Source organism: Kordiimonas laminariae (assembly GCF_023008165.1).
Lineage (GTDB): Bacteria > Pseudomonadota > Alphaproteobacteria > Sphingomonadales > Kordiimonadaceae > Kordiimonas > Kordiimonas laminariae.
In genome coordinates this window covers 252102-271954 of record NZ_JAKQZA010000003.1, presented here as the reverse complement: position 1 = coordinate 271954, position 19853 = coordinate 252102, and the positions used below count along the sequence as shown (strand labels likewise).

Annotated in this window: 16 protein-coding genes; 8 read left to right on the top strand and 8 right to left on the bottom strand. The window is 48.2% G+C overall.

The window, feature by feature from the left end; genetic code table 11:
- Position 1 precedes the first annotated feature (1 nt).
- The 8 genes from MF542_RS07270 (at position 2) to MF542_RS07235 (ending at position 11552) form a co-directional block, all read left to right on the top strand.
- Positions 2-2353: a PAS domain-containing sensor histidine kinase gene (locus MF542_RS07270; protein WP_247017476.1), complete on the top strand. Its 2352-nt coding sequence runs from the start codon at positions 2-4 to the stop codon at positions 2351-2353.
- An 11-nt stretch (positions 2354-2364) separates the two neighbouring features.
- The gene (gene tsaE, locus MF542_RS07265) at positions 2365-2844 is read left to right on the top strand and encodes a tRNA (adenosine(37)-N6)-threonylcarbamoyltransferase complex ATPase subunit type 1 TsaE (protein ID WP_247017474.1); all 480 of its coding nucleotides are present in this window, start codon (positions 2365-2367) and stop codon (positions 2842-2844) included.
- Positions 2845-2846: 2 nt separating this feature from the next.
- Positions 2847-3578, top strand: a complete 732-nt coding sequence (locus MF542_RS07260) for a nucleotidyltransferase family protein (protein WP_247017472.1) — start codon at positions 2847-2849, stop codon at positions 3576-3578.
- A 3-nt stretch (positions 3579-3581) separates the two neighbouring features.
- Positions 3582-6569 (top strand): double-strand break repair protein AddB, encoded by a 2988-nt coding sequence (gene addB / locus MF542_RS07255; RefSeq protein WP_247017470.1) that lies wholly within the window; start codon positions 3582-3584, stop codon positions 6567-6569.
- Positions 6562-9984 carry a double-strand break repair helicase AddA gene (addA, locus tag MF542_RS07250; protein ID WP_247017468.1) on the top strand — a complete coding sequence of 1141 codons (3423 nt, stop codon included), beginning with the start codon at positions 6562-6564 and terminating at the stop codon, positions 9982-9984. The genes addB and addA overlap by 8 nt, the downstream gene beginning before the upstream one ends.
- A 137-nt stretch (positions 9985-10121) precedes the next feature.
- A complete protein-coding gene (gene trxA, locus MF542_RS07245) occupies positions 10122-10439 on the top strand; it encodes a thioredoxin (RefSeq protein ID WP_255833807.1) in 318 nt (105 codons plus the stop codon).
- A 121-nt stretch (positions 10440-10560) separates the two neighbouring features.
- Positions 10561-11010 carry a DUF1801 domain-containing protein gene (locus tag MF542_RS07240; RefSeq protein WP_247017466.1) on the top strand — a complete coding sequence of 150 codons (450 nt, stop codon included), beginning with the start codon at positions 10561-10563 and terminating at the stop codon, positions 11008-11010.
- Positions 11007-11552, top strand: coding sequence for a DUF1697 domain-containing protein (locus MF542_RS07235; protein WP_247017464.1), 546 nt, complete (start codon positions 11007-11009; stop codon positions 11550-11552). Before MF542_RS07240 ends, MF542_RS07235 begins: the two co-directional genes overlap by 4 nt.
- Here the strand turns inward: MF542_RS07235 and MF542_RS07230 are convergent, their stop codons facing one another.
- The 8 genes from MF542_RS07230 to MF542_RS07195 form a co-directional block, all read right to left on the bottom strand.
- A complete protein-coding gene (locus MF542_RS07230) occupies positions 11553-12893 on the bottom strand; it encodes a bifunctional folylpolyglutamate synthase/dihydrofolate synthase (RefSeq protein WP_247017462.1) in 1341 nt (446 codons plus the stop codon).
- 27 nt (positions 12894-12920) lie between these two features.
- Positions 12921-13793 carry an acetyl-CoA carboxylase, carboxyltransferase subunit beta gene (gene accD / locus MF542_RS07225; RefSeq protein WP_247017459.1) on the bottom strand — a complete coding sequence of 291 codons (873 nt, stop codon included), beginning with the start codon at positions 13791-13793 and terminating at the stop codon, positions 12921-12923.
- 19 nt (positions 13794-13812) lie between these two features.
- The gene (gene trpA, locus MF542_RS07220; RefSeq protein WP_247017457.1) at positions 13813-14634 is read right to left on the bottom strand and encodes a tryptophan synthase subunit alpha; all 822 of its coding nucleotides are present in this window, start codon (positions 14632-14634) and stop codon (positions 13813-13815) included.
- Between the two features lie 14 nt (positions 14635-14648).
- On the bottom strand, positions 14649-15857 hold the full coding sequence (trpB, locus tag MF542_RS07215; protein ID WP_247017455.1) for a tryptophan synthase subunit beta: 1209 nt from the start codon (positions 15855-15857) through the stop codon (positions 14649-14651).
- Between the two features lie 29 nt (positions 15858-15886).
- Positions 15887-16531: a phosphoribosylanthranilate isomerase gene (locus MF542_RS07210; RefSeq protein WP_247017454.1), complete on the bottom strand. Its 645-nt coding sequence runs from the start codon at positions 16529-16531 to the stop codon at positions 15887-15889.
- Positions 16531-17472, bottom strand: coding sequence for an NINE protein (locus MF542_RS07205; protein WP_247017452.1), 942 nt, complete (start codon positions 17470-17472; stop codon positions 16531-16533). The genes MF542_RS07210 and MF542_RS07205 overlap by 1 nt, the downstream gene beginning before the upstream one ends.
- Positions 17473-18315, bottom strand: coding sequence for a crotonase/enoyl-CoA hydratase family protein (locus MF542_RS07200; protein ID WP_247017450.1), 843 nt, complete (start codon positions 18313-18315; stop codon positions 17473-17475).
- Between the two features lie 66 nt (positions 18316-18381).
- Positions 18382-19830 carry a M1 family aminopeptidase gene (locus MF542_RS07195; RefSeq protein ID WP_247017448.1) on the bottom strand — a complete coding sequence of 483 codons (1449 nt, stop codon included), beginning with the start codon at positions 19828-19830 and terminating at the stop codon, positions 18382-18384.
- Positions 19831-19853 lie beyond the last annotated feature (23 nt).

Below are 19853 nucleotides of genomic sequence, written 5' to 3'. Positions count from 1 at the left end.
TATGAGCGCTGATAGCTGGATGGATACAGGCCTGATCATCGTGTTCACACTTGTGGGCATAATTTGGGTCGCATTAAGTCTTTATGCCTTTTGGCGCGCGGGTCGAATGACTGACCGCGCCAGCTCACTGCAAGATCTAGCTGAATTCCTTGATACCATGATTAAAACTGATCACAGGTACCCAATCTGGGTTTGGCCTGATGGTCGTCTACAGGCAGATGCAGGTGCATTGTCGCTCATTGGTATTTCAGGCGTTGTTACTAATCTAGAGGATCTGCAGGGAGTAGAAGATACCGGACTTCCTGCTGATGTTTTAAATATTGTTCGTTCAAGCATGCAGGAAGATGCCGATTTGCCGGGCCCTCTTGTAGTGGAGCGCCAAAAGGATCAGTTAGGCCTTATCATTGATATTCAGTGGCTTCACAGCAAAGACCCACGCTGGCCTCATTGCATTATGTGGATTGAAGAATCCTTTGAAAATACAGCGCGCTCTACAAAACAAAGCGTACGTGCTCTTGAATTGAGGCTGAAGGATTTATCGCGAGTTTTCAATACCTTGCCTTATCCTGTATGGATCCGAGGTGCCGATAACGCAATATTGGAAGTGAATGAAGCCTATGTGAAGGCTGTGGATGGAGAAACTCAGCAAAAAACACTTGATGAAAAGTTGGAGCTTTTTGGCCGAGCGGGTGTTAATGCTCTTGATCATGCTCGTGAAAATGGTCACGCGGTTCGGGAGCGTAAGTTTGGGGTTATCGAAGGGCAACGAAGAGCATTCGCTGTTACCCATTCCCCTCTCGATAGTGGTGGTACTGTACTTTCAATTGCCATTGATGTGACAGGTGAAGAAGAGGCGCTCTCAGAACTTGCCAGAGTACTCGAAAGCCAGTCAGAAACATTGAACCGGTTAAGAAGCCCTGTAGCAATTTTTGGTCCAGGGCAAATTCTCAGATTTTATAATAGCGCTTTCGCACGCCTTACGCATATCCCCGAAGAACGTCTTTCATCTGAGCTGTCGCATAGTGAACTGCTTGATGTGATGCGAGAAAAGAGACGTTTGCCGGAACAAGCTGATTTCAGGGCTTGGAAGGATAATCTACTAAAGCAATATACCTCGCTCCTCGAACCGTTTGAGGAAATGTGGCATTTGCCAGATGGAACAGCCCACCGAGTGGTGACACAACCACATCCCTTGGGCGGTCTTCTTATTTTGTTTGAGGATGTAACAGATAAGTTGGCTCTTGAGCGATCTTACAATACGCTTATCGCTGTTCAGCAGGAAACGCTGGACAATATGCGCGAAGGGATCGCTGTGTTCGGAACAGATGGTAGATTAGAGCTATCTAACCCCGCCTTCAAAAGCATTTGGAATTTGGCCGATAATGATATTTCAGGACGTCCGCATCTTTCCGATCTGGTAGTAGCAATCGAAGGGCGAAACGAGTTGGCTGGGGATGAAAATCAATTCATCTCTAACCTCGCTGTGTGGGCCACTGAACGGGTTCATAAAAATGGCCGTTTAATCATGCAAAAAGGTACGGTGATCGAATGTTCGCTCGCGCCTTTACCTGATGGGGGTATGATGCTTACCCAGGGCGATGTTACTGATAGTTTTCAGGTGGAAAAGGCGCTCAGGGAACGCTCCAATGCACTTGAGGCAGCGGACAGACTAAGATCAGAGTTTATCACCAATATGTCTTATGAACTCAGAACACCGCTTAACAGTATTATTGGGTTTGCTGAACTGCTTGATAAGCGCATTTTTGGTGATCTTACCAATCAGCAAGGTGAGTATGTAAAAGATATTTTGAGTGCAGCGGATGGCTTGAAACATCTTATCTCGGACGTTCTTGATCTAGCTGTAATTGAAGCAGGAGAAGTAGCTCTTAGCCTTTCGCAGGTAGATGTAGCTGATGCCCTTCAGGAGTCTGCGGCACTGGCGCAGGATTTAGCGCATAAAGTAGACATTATTCTGATGCTGAATATCCCTGCGCCGATCAAGCCAATTGAAGGTGATCAGCGCCGTCTGAAACAAGCTTTTTATAATATGGTTTCCTCTATGCTGAACTTTGCCAGATACGGCGGTAAATTCATGATGGAATTGATTGGCGAAACCGAAACCGTGAAGGTGACTATCAGTAATGCAGACTCTGGCCTCGCACAGCGGGAGCGGGACAGGCTTATTTCGGCTGTTGAAATGGGTGCTACCCCGGGCGGCAGGAACGCGACAGGTCTGGATCTGGCGCTTGTACGTAGTATTGTTCAGTTGCATGGCGGGTCAATTTCATTAGAACCATTCGGCGAAGAAGGATTGGCGCTCAGCTGTACCCTTCCGCGAAAACAACCTTCTTAAGCTAAGCAGTTATGGCTCAAATTAAAATTCATTGTAATTCCCAAACAGAAACAGAGGGACTTGCAGCTAAATTAGCGCAAATCGCAAAACCGGGCGATCTGTTTGCCCTAACCGGAGATCTAGGAGCGGGGAAAAGCACCTTTGCACGCGCTTTTATTCGATCTCTTCTTGATAGTCCTGAGGCAGAAGTACCAAGTCCAACCTTTACGCTTGTGCAGGCATATGAAGGCCCTGACTATCCCGTGTATCATGCTGATTTGTACCGATTACATGATCCAGAAGAAGTATATGATTTAGGGCTTGATGATGAACGGACGGAAGCGGTGATGCTGATAGAGTGGCCCGACCGTTTGCCAGAAGAATGGCTTCAGGAAGCTTCCGAAATCTCCCTTGTTCGTGCTGAGAAAATTGGCGGGCAGCAAGGCGATGATGAAGCTCGGACTGTAACGATTACAAGTGATGATAATACGATAATGGCGTTGGACGAATAATGATGACCAAGCTTCAAACAGCAATGATTTTGGCAGCCGGAAAAGGTACGCGCATGCGCGAGTTATCTGAACAAATGCCGAAGCCAATGGTGCTCGTTAACGGTATCTCACTCGTAGATAGGCTTCTTGCTCATGCTGAACAGGCTGGAATTGAGAAAGTGATCATAAATGTTCACCATCTAGCAGGTATGCTTGAACATCATTTGGCGCCCTATACATCCGATGGGTTTGTCGAGGTATCTGATGAACGTGGTGAGCTTTTGGAAACAGGTGGTGGTGTAAAAAAAGCGCTGCCAAAACTCGGAAATGAACCGTTTTTGGTAATGAACGGTGACGCCCTCTGGATAGATAAAGACGAAAGCAATATTGACCGTTTGGCAGAGCATTGGAATCCCGAAGAAATGGATGTACTTCTCTTGCTCGTACCCACCGATGAAGCGCTTGGCTATGATGGTGTAGGTGATTTTCTAGGTGCAGGTGAGGGCGCTTTCTCGATTGAATTCCTCGGAGAGGCGAGCACTGCCTCAAATATGTATGCAGGTGTGCAGATCGTAAAACCCGAAATGTATGAAGGTACGCCTGATGGCGCATTTTCTAATGTAGAAATATTTAGAAAGGCTGCACAACATGGTCGGCTTTATGGCCTTGTGATAGATGGGTCGTGGATGCATGTAGGCACGCCTGAGGCAGTCAAGGAAGCAGAAGAGAAGCTAAAAGAACTGGGGGCGGCATAATACGTGGCTTCTTCACCCACCATATATACGGTTGATCCTTCCGTTTCGTTTGTTGATGCACTCGCAAGCGGCTTGCTTAAGATGGTAGGTGGTGATCCTACAGGATTAGCTGAGATCACGGTATTGGTGCCCAACCGCAGGGCGCAACGTTCATTGCAGGATGCTTTCCTTCGGCTCCTTGAACACCGTACGACACTGTTGCCTGTGATGCGGCCCATTGGAGATGTAGACGAAGAGGAGATTAACTTCCTAGGTGCAGGGATGACTGTTGATCCATCTGATATCTTGCCTGCCATTACATCTGCAAGGCGACAAACTCTGTTGATGCGACAAGTTATGGCGTGGGGTGGTTTTGGTGAAAAACTAGCGCCTGCGCAAGGTTGGCGACTTGCGGAAGAACTAGCGAAATTTATGGATCAGGTGGATACGGAAAACTTGAGTTATGAAACTCTTGCTGAACTTGTACCGGAAAGTCTTTCTGAGCATTGGGATATCACGCTGCAGTTTTTAAAAATTGTAACTGAAGCCTGGCCGCTTATTCTTGAAGCAGAAGGGGCGATTAATCCCGTAGTGCGTAGAGATGCACTCCTCCGTATGCTTGCATCGGTCTGGCAGGAAAATCCGCCTAAAGGTAAGCTCGTTGCAGCGGGTTCTACAGGTTCTATTCCTGCCACAGCAGAACTGTTGTCTGTGGTGGCGCGATTGCCGGAAGGCATGGTCATTCTACCCGGAGTAGATCACATAGCGAGTGATGAATGCTGGGACTTGATTGACCCTACCCATCCGCAAACAGCGATGAAGAACCTGTTGGAAACAATGGGTGCTTCACGGCACGAGATTGAACTATGGCCACATGATCTCTTAGATGCCAATTATGGGCGTAGTAAGTTTTTCAGGGATGCATTGCTCCCTGCTGCACTGACCCGCAATTGGCGGCAAATGGATTACAGAGACAAACCCACTGAAGAACTCTTTGCTGGTATCGACGCTATTGTTGCACCAACCCGTCGTGAGGAGGCGGATAGCATCGCTGTTCTGATGCGTGAGGTGCTGGAAGAACCAAGTAAAACCGCAGCGCTTGTAACACCTGATCGCCAGCTAGCACGGCATGTGCGCGCAAGCCTTGGCCGTTGGGGAATTGATATTGACGATTCCGGTGGTGACCGTGCTTTAAATACAGTGCCGGGGCGCTTGTTTGGTTTAATAGCAACCGCTGTTTCTGACCGTTTGGCACCTGTACCGTTTTTGGCGGTGTTACAGCATCCATTGGTTTCCCTTGGTCGGTCCCGACAAGAATATCTCGAATTTGTCCATCGGTTAGATCATGGCGTGCTCAGAGGAGTTAGGCCTGCAGGCGGCGCTGATGGCCTTTTGAAACGCGCGTCGGCTGCTGCGGAAGATGACCGTAATGGTTTCCAGAAAGATGATATTCCACTCCTTGAAGAAGCGCTGGATGCATTTTTGCCGCTTCTTGGCGCATTTGATAGTGATGCTTCCCTTTCTGAGCTTTTAAGAGCGCATATTGAATGCGCAGAAATGCTAGCAGCTAATGATACAGAGACAGGCAGTGATGCCTTGTGGCGGGGAGAAGCAGGACTGGCGCTTGCGGATAGTTTTGCAGAACATATTGAGCAGACGGCTGACCTGAAGGAGATTTCTGCGGAAAGCTATGCTCCGTTGTTCGCTGAAATGCTGTCGCCTGCAATGGTCCGCCCCGTATGGCGTAAACACCCGCGGTTAAGCATATGGGGTCCGCTTGAGGCGCGTTTGCAGCGTGCAGATGTGATGGTATTGGGTGGCTTGAATGAAGGCGTGTGGCCCGGTGAGATTAAAGCTAACAGCTGGATGAACCGTCAGATGCGCCGAGAGTATGGTTTGCCACCACTTGAGCGACGTATGGGGCAATCAGCTCATGATTTTATGCAGGCTGCATCGGGAGGTAAGGTTTACCTCACGCGCGCCGAAAAAGTAGACGGTTCCCCAACAGTGCCGAGCCGTTGGTGGTTCCGTATAGAAGCGCTTGCCGGGCGCGAGATACCGCGAGCTGAGAAATATGTTCAGTGGGCAGGTTTGCTTGCCAAAACAGAAACCAAGCCTGTTCCCGCGCCAGCCCCGAAACCACCATTTGAAGCGCGACCTAAACGCTTATCTGTTACGCAGGTGGAACAGTGGATGCGTGACCCATACGGTTTGTATGCAAAACAGATACTGGGCTTTAGAACGCTTGATCCTGTGGATGACAGACCAAACGCGGCACAGAAAGGTACACTTCTTCACGAAGCACTTGAACTGTTTCTGAAAGAGAAAGGTGCTAAATACGGTGATGAAGGCTTGAAGCGCCTTGTTGCTGTGGGGCGTCGTGTATTCGAACCAGTGATTACCCAACCCGCCGTTTATGCATTCTGGTGGCCCCGGTTTGAGCATATCGCCAAATGGTTTGTAGCCAATGAGGAAAAGCGCCAAAAGTCTCATGAAGTGGCTCTGGTGGAAGGCTGGGGGGAAGCAACAGTTCCGCATACAGATTTCAAAGTATTTGCCAAAGCGGACCGTATTGACCGGGTGAAAGAGAGCGGCAAGCTGGAAATCATTGATTATAAAACAGGTAATATTCCAACAGCCAAGCGTGTCGCGGCGGGATTTGCTCCTCAGTTGCCGCTTGAGGCATGGCTCGCTGAAGTAGGTGGCTTTGACGGTATCACCGCAAGTGCGGTGGAAGACCTTATTTTCTGGGAACTGAAGGGCGGTGACCCTATCCAGCGGCAGGCGAAGCCTATCAAAGATATTGAACATGCTGTTTGGGCAGCGGAAGACGGTCTCAGACGCCTTGTAGAAGCTTTTAGTAATGAGGGAACGCCTTATCTATCCAACCCACGCCCAAGCGAGGCAGGGTACGGGGATTATGATCATCTGGCGCGGGCCAAGGAGTGGCGTGGTAGCGAAAATCCTGAAGATAATTTGAGGGGCGCGTTAGGGGAGAAGTCTGATGGCTAAACCCCGGATGACCTATGAACAGGCTCGCGCTACAACACCTGATCTTACCGCCTGGGTGGGGGCATCGGCAGGGACCGGGAAAACCCATGTACTGACTGCGCGTGTTTTGCGGTTAATGCTCACAGGCACACGGCCTGAAAATATTGTTTGCCTCACTTTCACCAAAGCTGCTGCTGCGGAGATGACAAACCGTATTTTCGAAGAGTTAGGCCGTTGGGCCTTGATGTCTGATGAGGAGCTAAGCGAAGAAATTAATCGCCGTACTGAAGAGCATGCGGATGAAGAGATGCTCGTACGTGCACGGCAGTTGTTCGCTGAAGTGCTCGATCTTTCTCCTGGACTTCAGATCCAGACATTCCATAGCTTTTGCCAGTCTCTTCTTGGACGTTTCCCGCTTGAGGCAGGTATGGCCCCAGGTTTTGAAGGTGTGGATGAAGCCGAAGCCCGAGATCTTATGGCGGGGGCTAAAGATCAGATGCTGGCAGCTACCCGTAAACCTCGAAACAAAGATCTACAAGACGCACTTTCCGATGTTGCAAAACTGGTTACTGAAAACACTTTCGATGAAGTGATTGATCGCCTGTCATTCGAGGCAGCGACGCTGAGCCGTGCTGAAGCAGAATATGGCGGTATTGATGGACTTATCGCAGCGCTTTATAGAGCGCTGGAGGTCACGCCGGGGGATAGCCCTTCGCGCGTTGTGAAATCAGCACTTGATAATCAGGTGTTTGATACAAACGGCATTCATAAACTCGGCATGGCAATGCTTGAAGGGAGCGCTGCGGAAGCGAAAAAAGGCGATGCACTCTGCGCCTTTATCAATGCCGATACGGCAAAGCGTGAGCAGTTATTTGGTGAATACAAGCTTGTTTTCCTAACGGCTAAGGACGAAGCTCGCGCTCGAGTTGCTAATAAGAAAACGGTGGAAGGCGATCCGGGGCTTATTGATGTTATTGAAAAAGAACAACGACGCCTAATTCATATTGCAGACACTATGCTCCGGCTGAAAGCTGCGGCGGCGACTGCATCACTCTTGAAGCTTGGGTCTTCTCAGCTTGCACGGTACCATTTTCTGAAGTCCGAACGGGGGCTTGTGGATTTTGATGATATGATCCAGAAAACCGTGGGGTTGTTCAGGCGAGCGGATATCGCACCGTGGGTGCTTTTTAAACTGGATGCTGAGGTTGAGCATATTCTGGTGGATGAAGCACAGGATACCAACCGTGACCAGTGGCGTGTAGTAGAGGCGCTAGCGGCTGAGTTTTTTGCTGGTGAAGGTACAACAGATAAAGTACGCACGCTTTTCGCAGTAGGCGATGCAAAGCAATCTATTTTCTCTTTCCAGCGTGCTGATCCAAAAGAATTTATCGCAGCAAGAGATCGGGTGTTCCGTCAAGCTTATGAAGCAGGCATGTATGCGGATAATGTGCCGCTAAATCTCTCGTTCCGATCAGGGGAAGCAGTGCTTAGCCTTGTTGATAAAGTGTTTGAACGTGAGCACCGTGCATCTATCGGGCTTTCGCCCGATAATGAAGACGTGAAACATGATTTTATCCGCAAAGGGCATGGTGGCCTTGTGGAAATGTGGCCGCTTGAAGCACCGCAATCTACAGCGAAAGAAGATACACCTGAATGGGCGCTGCCGCTTACGCAGGAAAGCGTAGATGACGCGGAAGAACGCACCGCTTGGCGAATTGCACGCCGGGTGAAGGCCATGATCACCAGCGGTGAACTACTTGAAAGTCAAGGTCGTCCGGTCCGTGCTGGTGATGTACTGGTGCTTGTGCGCAGGCGCACAGGGTTTGTGGATCATCTCGTGAAAGCGTTCAAAAGCCTCCGTATCCCGGTTGCGGGGCGAGACCGTATGGTGCTTACGGAAGAACTTGCAGTGATGGACCTTCTTGTACTTGCCCGTTTTGTCTTGCAGCCGAGGGATGATCTGAGCCTTGCAACAGTGCTGAAAGGCCCGTTTGTCGGGTTTGATGATGATGCGCTGTTCGAACTGGCATACGGCAGAAAGGCATCTCTTTGGAATGCACTTCTTGCCAAGGCGAAGGAACCCAAGTTTGCTCGTGCTGCTACACTTTTGACCAAACTCCTTAATGCGGTAGACCTGAAAACACCCTTTGAGTTTTTCAGTTATCTATTGACCGATTTGGACGGCAGGAAAATGCTGGTATCGCGCCTGGGTGAGGATATTCATGATCCGGTTGATGAATTGCTTGAAGAAGCCCTACGGTTTGAGCTTACAAGTGCGGCGTCCATGCAGGCCTTTGTGAAGGCGGTGGATGATAGTGGTATGCAAATCAAGCGCGACCTTGAAGCCGCTGGCGATAATGTACGGATCATGACAGCGCATAGCGCAAAGGGCCTTCAGGCTCCTATCGTGTTTTTGTCTGATCTTGTTGGTTTGCCTGATGTAACCCGAGATACTCGTCTTCTTCCTCTAGAAAGCGCAACAGGGGGCAGTCCTATCCCGTTCTGGACCTCACCCGCAAAGGGGCTTCCGCTTGTGGATAGTATGAAGGCAGATGTGAAGCATAGGCAGCTTGCTGAATATCGCAGACTTCTTTACGTGGCACTGACACGGGCCGAAGACAGACTTTATATTGCAGGCTGGCAGGGGCGCGATGAACCGTCTGATGACTGCTGGGCAGTTGCAATTGAAGAAGGTTTCCACAGGCTTGGCGCTGAGAAGGTGCAAGCGGGTGATATTGAAGTTCTGCGTTATGAGGTTCCTCAAACACTTGAAGTATTTGCAAAGGAGCTGAAGCAGGATACGGCTGTGGAGCAAGCAGCACCTGATTGGCTGTTTGATATAATGCCTGAAGAACCTGTGCCACCAAAGCCGCTTGCGCCGTCAAAGCCAGAGGAAGAACCATCGGTTTCCAGCCCCTTGGTGCGGACAGATGAGAAGCGCTTCCAGCGCGGCAGATATATTCATGCCCTCTTGCAATGGCTACCTGATTTACCTGTCGTTGATCGAGAAGAAGCGGCTTACAGATATTTGAAGCGCACGGCAGGAGACCTTACTAATGTTCAGCATGAACAGCTTTGGCAGGAAGTTAATCATATCCTGAGTGATGAGAGTTTCAGTGCGCTCTTTACTTGGGGCAGCAAAGCAGAAGTTCCAATTGCTGGTATCGTGGCTGGTCGAGCGATTTCAGGGCAGGTTGACAGACTTGTGGTAACTCAAAATGAAGTGCTGGTGGTGGACTATAAAACCAATCGCCCGCCGCCGGTGCGTGTTGAAGATGTACAGCGGGTATATGTGCGGCAGATGGCGCTTTATGTCAAAGCTCTGGAAGGTATTTATAGAGGTAAAATAGTACGAGGGGCCTTATTGTGGACAGACGCATCACGCTTGATGGAACTGCCCAAACCTATGTTAGATGCAGCCCTGAATAGTGTTTAAATATTACAATATATAGAAATATTCACGGCTCTGTTACTAAACCTTGACCCTGAGGGGTCGGGTACTTACTTTATGAAACCAAGGCCCTGAAGGGCGAGTTTTTATGATGCGTATGCACAAACAGAAAGATTGTACCAATGGCTACTATCACAGTAACTGATGCGAACTTTAAAGAGCTTGTACTAGAATCAGACAAGCCAGTTCTTCTTGACTTTTGGGCACAGTGGTGTGGCCCGTGTAAAATGATTGGCCCCGTTCTGGAAGAAATTTCCAATGGCCGTGATGATATTGTAATCGCTAAGATGGATATTGATGAGAACCCAGAAACTCCAACAAGCTTTGGTGTGCGTTCCATCCCAACAATGCTGATTTTTAAAGGTGGCGAATCTGTTGCAACAACAATGGGTGCAAAGCCAAAAGCACAGCTTGAAGCTTGGATTAATCAGTCGCTCTAATAGAGATTAGAACTCTTAGCGAATTAGAAGGCACCTATTGGGTGCCTTTTTTGTTTTTGGGTTACCTCTTTATTGGAAGACGGTTTCCAGATAGTATTTTCAGCGAAAATGGGAGGCGGAAATGGCGGAACTGAAAACCAAAGAAAATGACGCGAGTGTTGAGGCATTTTTGGAAGCTGTTGAGCATAAAAAACGCCGCGAGGATGCGTTTGTTATCAAGGAAGTGTTTGACCGTATTACCGGATGGCCCGCTAAAATGTGGGGTTCTTCTATCGTTGGGTATGGGTCTTATGATTATAAATACCCTACTGGCCGTACGGGTACATGGATGATCACTGGTTTTTCCCCCAGAAAAACATCACTTACCCTATATATCATGCCGGGTTTCGGTAGGTATGAAGAATTAATGTCCAAGCTCGGGAAATATAAAACCGGGAAAAGCTGTCTTTATGTAAACAAGCTTGAAGATGTTGATATGGATGTACTCGAGGAACTGATCAAAGCATCTGTGCAGCATATGGTAGATAACTATCATAAAGATAATCCTGTTTGCGGATCGGTGGACGTATGACAGTTTGGATTGTGCTGCTTCGCGGTGTGAACGTTGGCGGTGGCAAAAATAACACCATCATTATGAAAGACTTCAAGGTCATGCTTGAGGAACTTGGGTACAAAGGTGTGAAAACTTATATCCAGAGTGGAAATGCCGTTTTTAATGCGCCTGAAACAAGTGCAGAAGCTATCAAGCAAGCAGTGGGTAAAGCGATTGAACGTACATTCGGTTTCTTGCCGCAAATTATGGTGTTGAAACGAGAAGAGTTTCGGCAAAAGTTTGCTGACAATCCATTTCCTCAAGCTGAAGATGATCCCAAAACGCTGATGATCTGCTTTTTAGAACGAGAGCCTGATGCGCCGAACTTTGATAAAATGAAGGAACTGCAGGCAGATACTGAAGAGTTTCAGTTTGAGGGTAATACATTTTATTTTTATGCACCAAAAGGTATTGGCCGATCCAAGCTTGCCGAGAAACTCGAGCGTCTGCTCGGCGTACCTGTTACCGCGAGGAACTTGCGTTCAGTGGGCAAGATACTCGAGCTTGCAGAAGTTTTATAACTATTCTGGATAAAGCTCTGCTTCACGAAGGACATGGCCAGCCAAGTAAAGTGAACCGCCAATGAGTACAAATTGCTTGCGGTTTAGATCCGGTTGGTTGGCGACCATTTTCAGTGCGCTTTCTACATCTTTAGCGATGGTACCACTGATACCAATATCTGTTGCTGCTGCGGCCAGGAAGGAAGGCTCTGCCGTATTTTCTTCACCGGGGATTGCAACGGCGATGACGCGGTCAATAACACCTGAGAGAGATTTCAAATATCCTGCCGCATCTTTTGTTCCCATCATACCGAGAATAAGGGTTACTGATTTTTCAACAGGATCAAGTTTTCTTAGGTGGCTTTTGATAATACGTGCGGCAGCAGGATTATGGCCACCATCAAGCCATAGGTCGGCCTCTTCAGGGAGTATCTTGTGCAGACTGCTGCCGTTCAGGCTTTCCATGCGTGCAGGCCAGCGTACCCAGCCAAGTCCTGCTTTAATAGCGGCATCAGGAATATGTACGGCTTTTTGTGCGTGCAGTGCGGCGATAGCCGTGGCAGCATTTAAAATCTGGTGGTCGCCAGCGAGGTTTGGTGACGGCAGGCTTAAAACTGTTTTCCAATCCTCAAACAGGAAACCTTCCCCGTTTTTAATAGCTTCGGCGTGCCATGCTTCATCGCAGTGGAGTGGTTTTACATTTCGTGCAGCGGCAATTTCATTAATGCGGGTAAGCGCATCTTTTGGCTGAGGTCCTACCACAAGGGGGCTACCTTCTTTGATGATGCCAGCTTTTTCACCTGCAATTGCAGTGATGGTGTCGCCTAGGAATTGTTCGTGATCAATGCTGATAGGGGTAATTACCGTACAAGCCGGCTTTGCCACAACATTGGTGGCATCTAACCTGCCGCCAAGGCCCACTTCGAGTATGCAAAGATCAGCGGGTGTTTCAGAGAAGGCTAGAAGGGCCGCGGCGGTAGTGATTTCGAAGAAAGTGATAGGTTCACCACCTGTTGCTTCTTCGCAGCGTTCTAAAAGCTCTGTAAGAGCATCTTCTTCAATAATTTTGCCTGCAATGCGAATACGTTCGGCAAAGCGCACGAGGTGAGGAGATGTATAAACATGCACGCGGTGGCCCGCAGCTTCTGCAATAGCGCGAATGGTAGCTGTGGTGGAGCCTTTGCCGTTTGTGCCAGCAACATGGATAACAGGAGGAAGTTTATCTTGAGGATTGCCGAGCGCTTCAAGGATGCTGTGCATCCGGTCAAGCGAGAGATCAATCAGCTTTGGGTGAAGCTTCATCAGCCGCGCCAGAACAGCATCTGACGCGGAAGTATCATACCGTGATTGATCTGTTGTCATTTAAACTCGGCACCACTAGTGCTGAGATTACTCAGCGGCTGCTTTAACGTTTCTACCGCCCATTAATAGCGACAAAACCTTACCAAGTTCTTCACGCATGTTATGGCGGTGTACTACCATATCCACCATACCGTGTTCACGTAGGTATTCTGCACGCTGGAAACCATCAGGTAGTTTCTCACGGATTGTTTGTTCAATCACACGAGGGCCAGAGAAAGCGATCATCGCACCCGGCTCTGCAATCTGAATATCACCAAGCATCGCATATGATGCAGAAACACCGCCGGTTGTTGGATCTGTTAGAACCACAATGTACGGTAGGCCAGCATCACGAAGCATTTGGAGGGCAACTGTTGTACGCGGCATCTGCATAAGAGACAGAATACCTTCCTGCATACGTGCGCCGCCAGAGGCTGTGTGCATCACAAACGGGAGGCCAAGGCGCAGTGCTTCTTTGGCGCCAGCAATTATGCCTTCACCAAGCGCCATCCCCATAGAGCCACCCATGAAGAAGAAGTTCTGGATACCAACAACAGCTTCCTGGCCGCCGATTTTACCAACACCAACTTTGATTGCATCTTCATCGCCAGTTGATGCGCGCGCTGCTTTAAGGCGGTCAGTATATTTTTTTGTATCTTTGAACTTCAGTGGATCAATCTTCACCTTTGGAAGATCAAGAAGTGTGTAATTGGCGTTATCGAAGAGAGCATCGAAACGATCTTTTGGCGGTACACGGTCGTGATGTTCACAGTGCGCGCAAACATATTGGTTCGCGATGAATTCTTTCTGGAAAATCATCTGTCCACAGTTTTTACACTTGTGCCAAAGGTTATCTGGCGTTTCCCGTGCATTCAGCACTTTTTGAAGTTTCGGTTTTACATAGTTGGTGAGCCAGCTCATGAGACCACCCTTTCTCTACTTAACGTCCGCTCTTAACACCATCCGCTAATTCGCGGGTGAAGTCCAGAACCTCTTGTACTACACCATCACGGATGGTGCCATCATCATTTATGCCTGCTTCAATCAGATCAACGATTGCTGATCCAACAACAGCGGCATCAGCCCTTGCCGCCACGGCAGCCGCCTGTTCAGGGGTGCGGATACCGAATCCTACGGCAACTGGCAAGCCTGTATGTGATTTAATACGCTGAACTGCAGTACCAATATCATCAGCAGTTGCAGATTTCCCGCCGGTTACACCAGCAACCGCTACATAATAAACAAACCCACTGGCGCCGTTTAGAACCGCAGGAAGGCGTTCATCATCAGATGTTGGTGTCGCAAGGCGGATAATATCAATGCCTTTTGCATTTGCTGGAATACGTAGTTCATCATCCTCTTCAGGTGGCAGGTCAACCACGATCAAACCATCAACACCAGCTTCAGCAGCATCTGAGCAGAAGCGCTCAACACCATATGCATATACCGGGTTAAAGTACCCCATTAGTACAATTGGTGTACTATCGTTTTCTTCGCGGAACTCACGCACCATTTGAAGCGTTTGCTTCATAGAGGCGCCAGCTGCGAGGGAGCGCTGTGCTGCGCGGTCAATGGCAGGGCCATCGGCTGCTGGGTCAGAGAAGGGCATACCAAGCTCGATAATATCTGCACCAGCTGCAGGCAGGCCCTTGAAAATTTCTGTCGAGATTTCCCGGTTAGGATCACCAGCCTGCACGTAAGTAACGAAGGCTGCGCGGTCTTCAGCTTTAAGGGCTTCAAAACAAGGCTTTAAACGAGACATAACTATTTCCGCCCTTAAATTTCTTCACCAAGTGCTTCAGCAACAGTGAAGATATCTTTGTCGCCGCGACCGGATAGGTTCATAACCATGATATGATCTTTTGGAAGCGTTGGTGCCATTCTCATTACGTGGGCAAGCGCATGGCTTGATTCAAGGGCAGGGATGATCCCTTCCATCTTACAGCAAAGCTGGAATGCTTCCAGTGCTTCATCATCTGTCGCTGATACATAATGTACGCGCTCTTGCTCATGCAACCATACATGCTCTGGCCCAATGCCCGGATAATCAAGGCCTGCCGAGATAGAGTGAGCTTCCTGAATTTGGCCGTCTTCACTTTGCAGAAGGTATGTACGGTTACCGTGGAGGACACCGGGTGTGCCGCCCGCGATGGAAGCTGCATTTTTATCTGTATCCACGCCGTGGCCTGATGCTTCCACGCAGTAAGCTTCAACTTCTGGATCATCAAGAAACGGATGGATAAGACCAAGCGCGTTTGAGCCACCACCAATACACGCCACAAGGCTGTCTGGCAGGCGACCTTCAAGATCAAGGATTTGTTCACGGGTTTCGCGGCCAATGATGCTCTGGAAATCCCGCACCATCATTGGGTAGGGATGTGGGCCCGCCGCGGTGCCGATGATATAAAAAGTATCGTGAACGTTTGTCACCCAGTCTCTGAGCGCATCATTCATCGCGTCTTTAAGTGTTGCAGAACCAGATGTAACGGGCTGTACCTCAGCACCCAGCATTTTCATACGGAACACGTTTGGTTTCTGGCGTTCAATATCCACAGCACCCATAAAGACCGTGCATTTAAGGCCAAAGCGTGCTGCAACGGTGGCTGTTGCCACACCGTGCTGCCCTGCGCCTGTTTCAGCAATTACACGGGTTTTACCCATGCGTTTAGCAAGCAGTACCTGTCCAATTGCGTGGTTAATTTTGTGGGCACCAGTATGGTTCAATTCTTCACGTTTGAAGTAAACCTTGGCGCCGCCTAAATGTTCCGTAAGACGTTCAGCGTAATAAAGTGGGCTTGGGCGGCCAATATAAACTCGGTTAAGTTCATCCAGCTCTGCTAGAAAAGCTGGGTCCTTGATGGCTTTCTGATATTCTTTTTCAACATCCATTACGAGCGGCATCAGTGTCTCAGACACATACCGTCCACCATAAATACCAAAATGGCCCTTTTCATCCGGGCCAGTGCGATAACTGTTCAGCGCCATAACTTGCTCACTCTTACTGTTTGGGGAGTTTATGTAGCGCTTTTTACGGCTTGAAGAAAGGCTTCGATCATCACATTAGATTTTTTACCTGGTGAATTCTCCACACCAGAAGAGATATCAAGGGCTTGAGCATCACTTTCTTCAATCGCCTGCTGTGCATTCTCGGCGGAAAGACCACCTGCGAGCATCCAGCGGTAAGGTAATTCCTGACCTTTTAAGATATTCCAAGGGAAGGAAACAGCATTTCCGCCCGGGAGGACGGCTCCTTTTGGCGGTTTTGCGTCAAAGAGAATTCGATCTGCAATTCCGGTAAATGGATCAGCTTTCTTAAGATCTTCTAATGTACTAACGCCAAACGCTTTGATGATGCGTACACCGAACTTCTCTTTGATACGTTTTGCATCCTCTGGAGTCTCACTGCCGTGTAGTTGTACGACATCAAGAGAAAGGGCATTGATTGCCTGCCCCAGAAGTTCGTCTGAAGCGTTTACAAACACACCAACCTTTTTGGGGCCTGAAGGTAATTTCGGGCCGAGAGAGCGAGCCGCTTCAATGGTGAGATTACGTGGACTTTTTTCAAAGAACACAAAGCCAAGCCAACGAGCACCAGCGTGAGCAGCCGTTTTGGCATGCTCAGCTTCCGTAATGCCGCAAATTTTAACGTCAGCAGTCATTAAGCGTGATGTTGCTGTGTGATGAGCGGATCTGGTGCCCATAGACGTACAGGGCGACCTTTACCGTCTGTGAATACGCCGAAGAGAATAAGCACAAGATCAATCAAAAGGCCAATTCCAAGGAAGCCGAAGGTTATGAGATACAGGAATCCTGTGAAAGGGCGCCTTACATAAAATCGGTGAATGCCGAAAACGCCGATTAGGAAACAGAGTAAAAGAGTAACCGAGCGATTTTTGGGCGACGAGGTAGCGTATAGAGCTTCTTTTTGTGTCGCGTATGATCGACCGGTTTCCGGGTTTTTGCCCACTTGTGTCGGTTTTAATTCTTCTGAGATACGAGCAACAATTTTTGCAGCGATTGATTCCTGAATAGCAAACAAATCATCTCCAACTGCAGTGAAGCGATCAGACCATATGTTAGCACCAGAATGATCCACAAGCTGTGCTGATACTCGTATTTTATCGTCTTGCATGCGAGCGCTTGTTGAAAGCACATAGCCAACACTTAATGTGCGTGCAATTTCTTGGGGACCAAGGCCTTGGGAAGCTAACTGAGCGACAGTGTTTTTTTCAGGTGTCGCTAATTTTGCTTTTTGAAGGTCTGCAAGAAGCTCTTCAATTAGACCATCAGAGAAGTGTTCTTGGATATCACCAATTTCTTTTATGGGTAAAATGGCGATCGCCGTTTTACCGCCGAATTCTGGAGATGGGCCTGGTGCATCAATGAAGCTTGTATCTCTTACGCCTGTGGCAAGCGCAGTTGATCCTGTATTAGGGGCGATGCCAAGAGTTTGTGTAGGTGTTTCACCGCGCATGCGGTGCATAATGATTTTGCCGTTCGTTAACGCAACAGTTGTGATTGCGAAAATTGCGGCAATGCCCCCAAGGACATCACCATATTCTTTTAGCCATTCAATGATCGGCGTTAACGATTCAAACATTTAGTCGTCACTTTCGAGCAAATCGGCGAATTCGACCTCCTGACGTGTGAGGGCCGCACTCGCAGCTTTCATTAAATCTTCACCCAGCAATTGGCCACTGTTCCATGTTGCTACATAGTCCAGCCCATCGCGAACGGTATGATCCCTAGAATGATTAAGTACCGCTTTTGTACCACTTACTGCAAGAGGGCTTTTTGATGCAATGAGTTGTGCCATTTCTTTTGCTGTATCTAATGCAGCTTCTGCTGTTGGCAGAACTCGGTTTACAAAACCGTATTTATCGGCTTCTGCACTGGTGAATTTGCGGCCGGTATAGGAAAGCTCTCTGAGTATTCCTTGGGGCAGGTGATGAGGCATGCGCTGTAGTGTGCCAACGTCGGCTACAATTCCAACGTTCACTTCCTGAATGGTGAAGTATGCATCTTCCGTACATATCCGCATATCAGCCGCTGAGATCAAATCAATACCGCCGCCAAGGCACGCCCCGTGTACACAAGCAATAACAGGTGCGCGCGTTTCTTCAAGGGCAGTGAAACAGTCTTGTAAAAACAAGATATGACGGCGGAGTTTTTCTCTCGCTCGTGCTGGGTCACCATCGTTACCGCCAAGAACAGAGCCACTTTCCTTCAGGTCCAGGCCTGCCGTGAAATGTTTGCCGTTAGCGTTGAGGATAATGGCTCTGACTGCTGGAACGGTATCTAGCTGTCTGAAAGCTTCGCCAATTTCACGGAACATGGCACCGTTCATGGCGTTCAGTTTATTTGGGCGATTAAGGGTGACTGTAGCGATATGTCCATTTACCGCTACATCCAGTGTTTCATATTCGAGATTTTCTACGCTCATAAATTTACCCTTCAAGAAGCTGTTTTCCTGAATATTGGGCAAATTTGTTTGCAGACCAGTTTATGGCTAACTTTGGAAACTGGTTTGTTTATAAAGTGCCATCAGATCAGTGAAAGAATTGACGTTTGTCAGGTCTTGACCGATCGTACCTTTTGAAAACCAATTGTCCGCGAATTTGCGAAGATTTCGATTTTTGAGGTTTTTCCTCATAAAGTCTGAGAAATCTTCATTAAAGATGCCGGTCAGCGCATAGGTGTTTTGAAGTTCTTTGAGAAGAGTAATGAAACGTTCCTGCCCCAGGCTCTCATGCAATAAAGCAAAGTACACAGCACCCGTCAGATATGCTAAATCTGTTATGTCTTCCTCACCATAGTTTTGTAGTGGTGTATCGGCATGTTTGGGCATGTCCGCAAGCTGTTTCTTTGCTCGTTGGAAAAGCTCTTCTTTATAGTTTGCTAGATCGTATTCTGCATTGAAGTGTGTAGAAATGAGGCCTTCAAGGAAGGTGGCGAGACCCTCATTCCACCGGCTTGGTTTACTAACACGCTCTTTGGGATGCCATATATGCGCTAGTTCGTGATAAAGTTCATTGTAATTTTCGGGCGCAAATGTAGCACTATCCTGAATGATCAATCCAGGCATTCTCTGGGAGCCATAACCTTCTGGGATAGCGGTGATTACCAATTGTTTTTTCGCTTGAGGCGGCATGAACCAGCCTTCAAGCAGCTTTAGTGTTTTTTCTGATTGTTGATGCAAGGTGGTTGCGGTTGTGATTTGATCTTCGAAATAATTTAGAACAGCAGAGTGGTTTTTGAGCTGCCTATAGGGTGCGATAGGAATTACCGTGAAAGGGATTTTTCCGTCGCTTTTAAGATCATATTCAACTCTGTCATTTAGTAATTTTGTTTCTTTGATCTTTAGATTGCCTGCGGGAATGTATCCTTCCGGTAGTTCCAACGTCATTCTGGTAGAGTAGTTTTGTAGCCGTGCAGCGGCCCCAAGGCTTGATTGATCTGGTTCAGAGATGACTGGCAGTGAAAAATTCTCTGTTCTTAGAATGGTGAATTCAGATGAAAGATATTCTTTTACATATCCCATACCGCTGGCGGTAAGTGGTTGAAGGTTGCCTTCAAAATAGAGAGTGATTTCGATTGTGCCCTTGTTTTTCAAGGGAGTTAATAAGTTAATCGAAACAGTATTCAGCTCAAGCGTGGACCAATCTTCAAACCCAGCAATTTTTTGGGTAAAATTCAGCGGCTTGTTACCTTTAGTAATTTTAGAGATACGGAGGCCCGGATTTAGAAGCACTGGAATAGTGTTCGTCGCTTTCCCCGTTTGGTTTCTCAGGCGAAGCCAAGATGCCGCTTTCATTTTGCCTGCTTCTGGCGTTTTATCCAGATGGAGTTTAACGGCATGATAGGTGTTTAAAATTTGAAAATAATTATCTGCTGCAACGGTGCTGTGGCTTTGTGCGAGTAAAGTACAACAGAAAAAAACTAATGAAATGATACGCATAACATAACCCCTTATATGGGCGT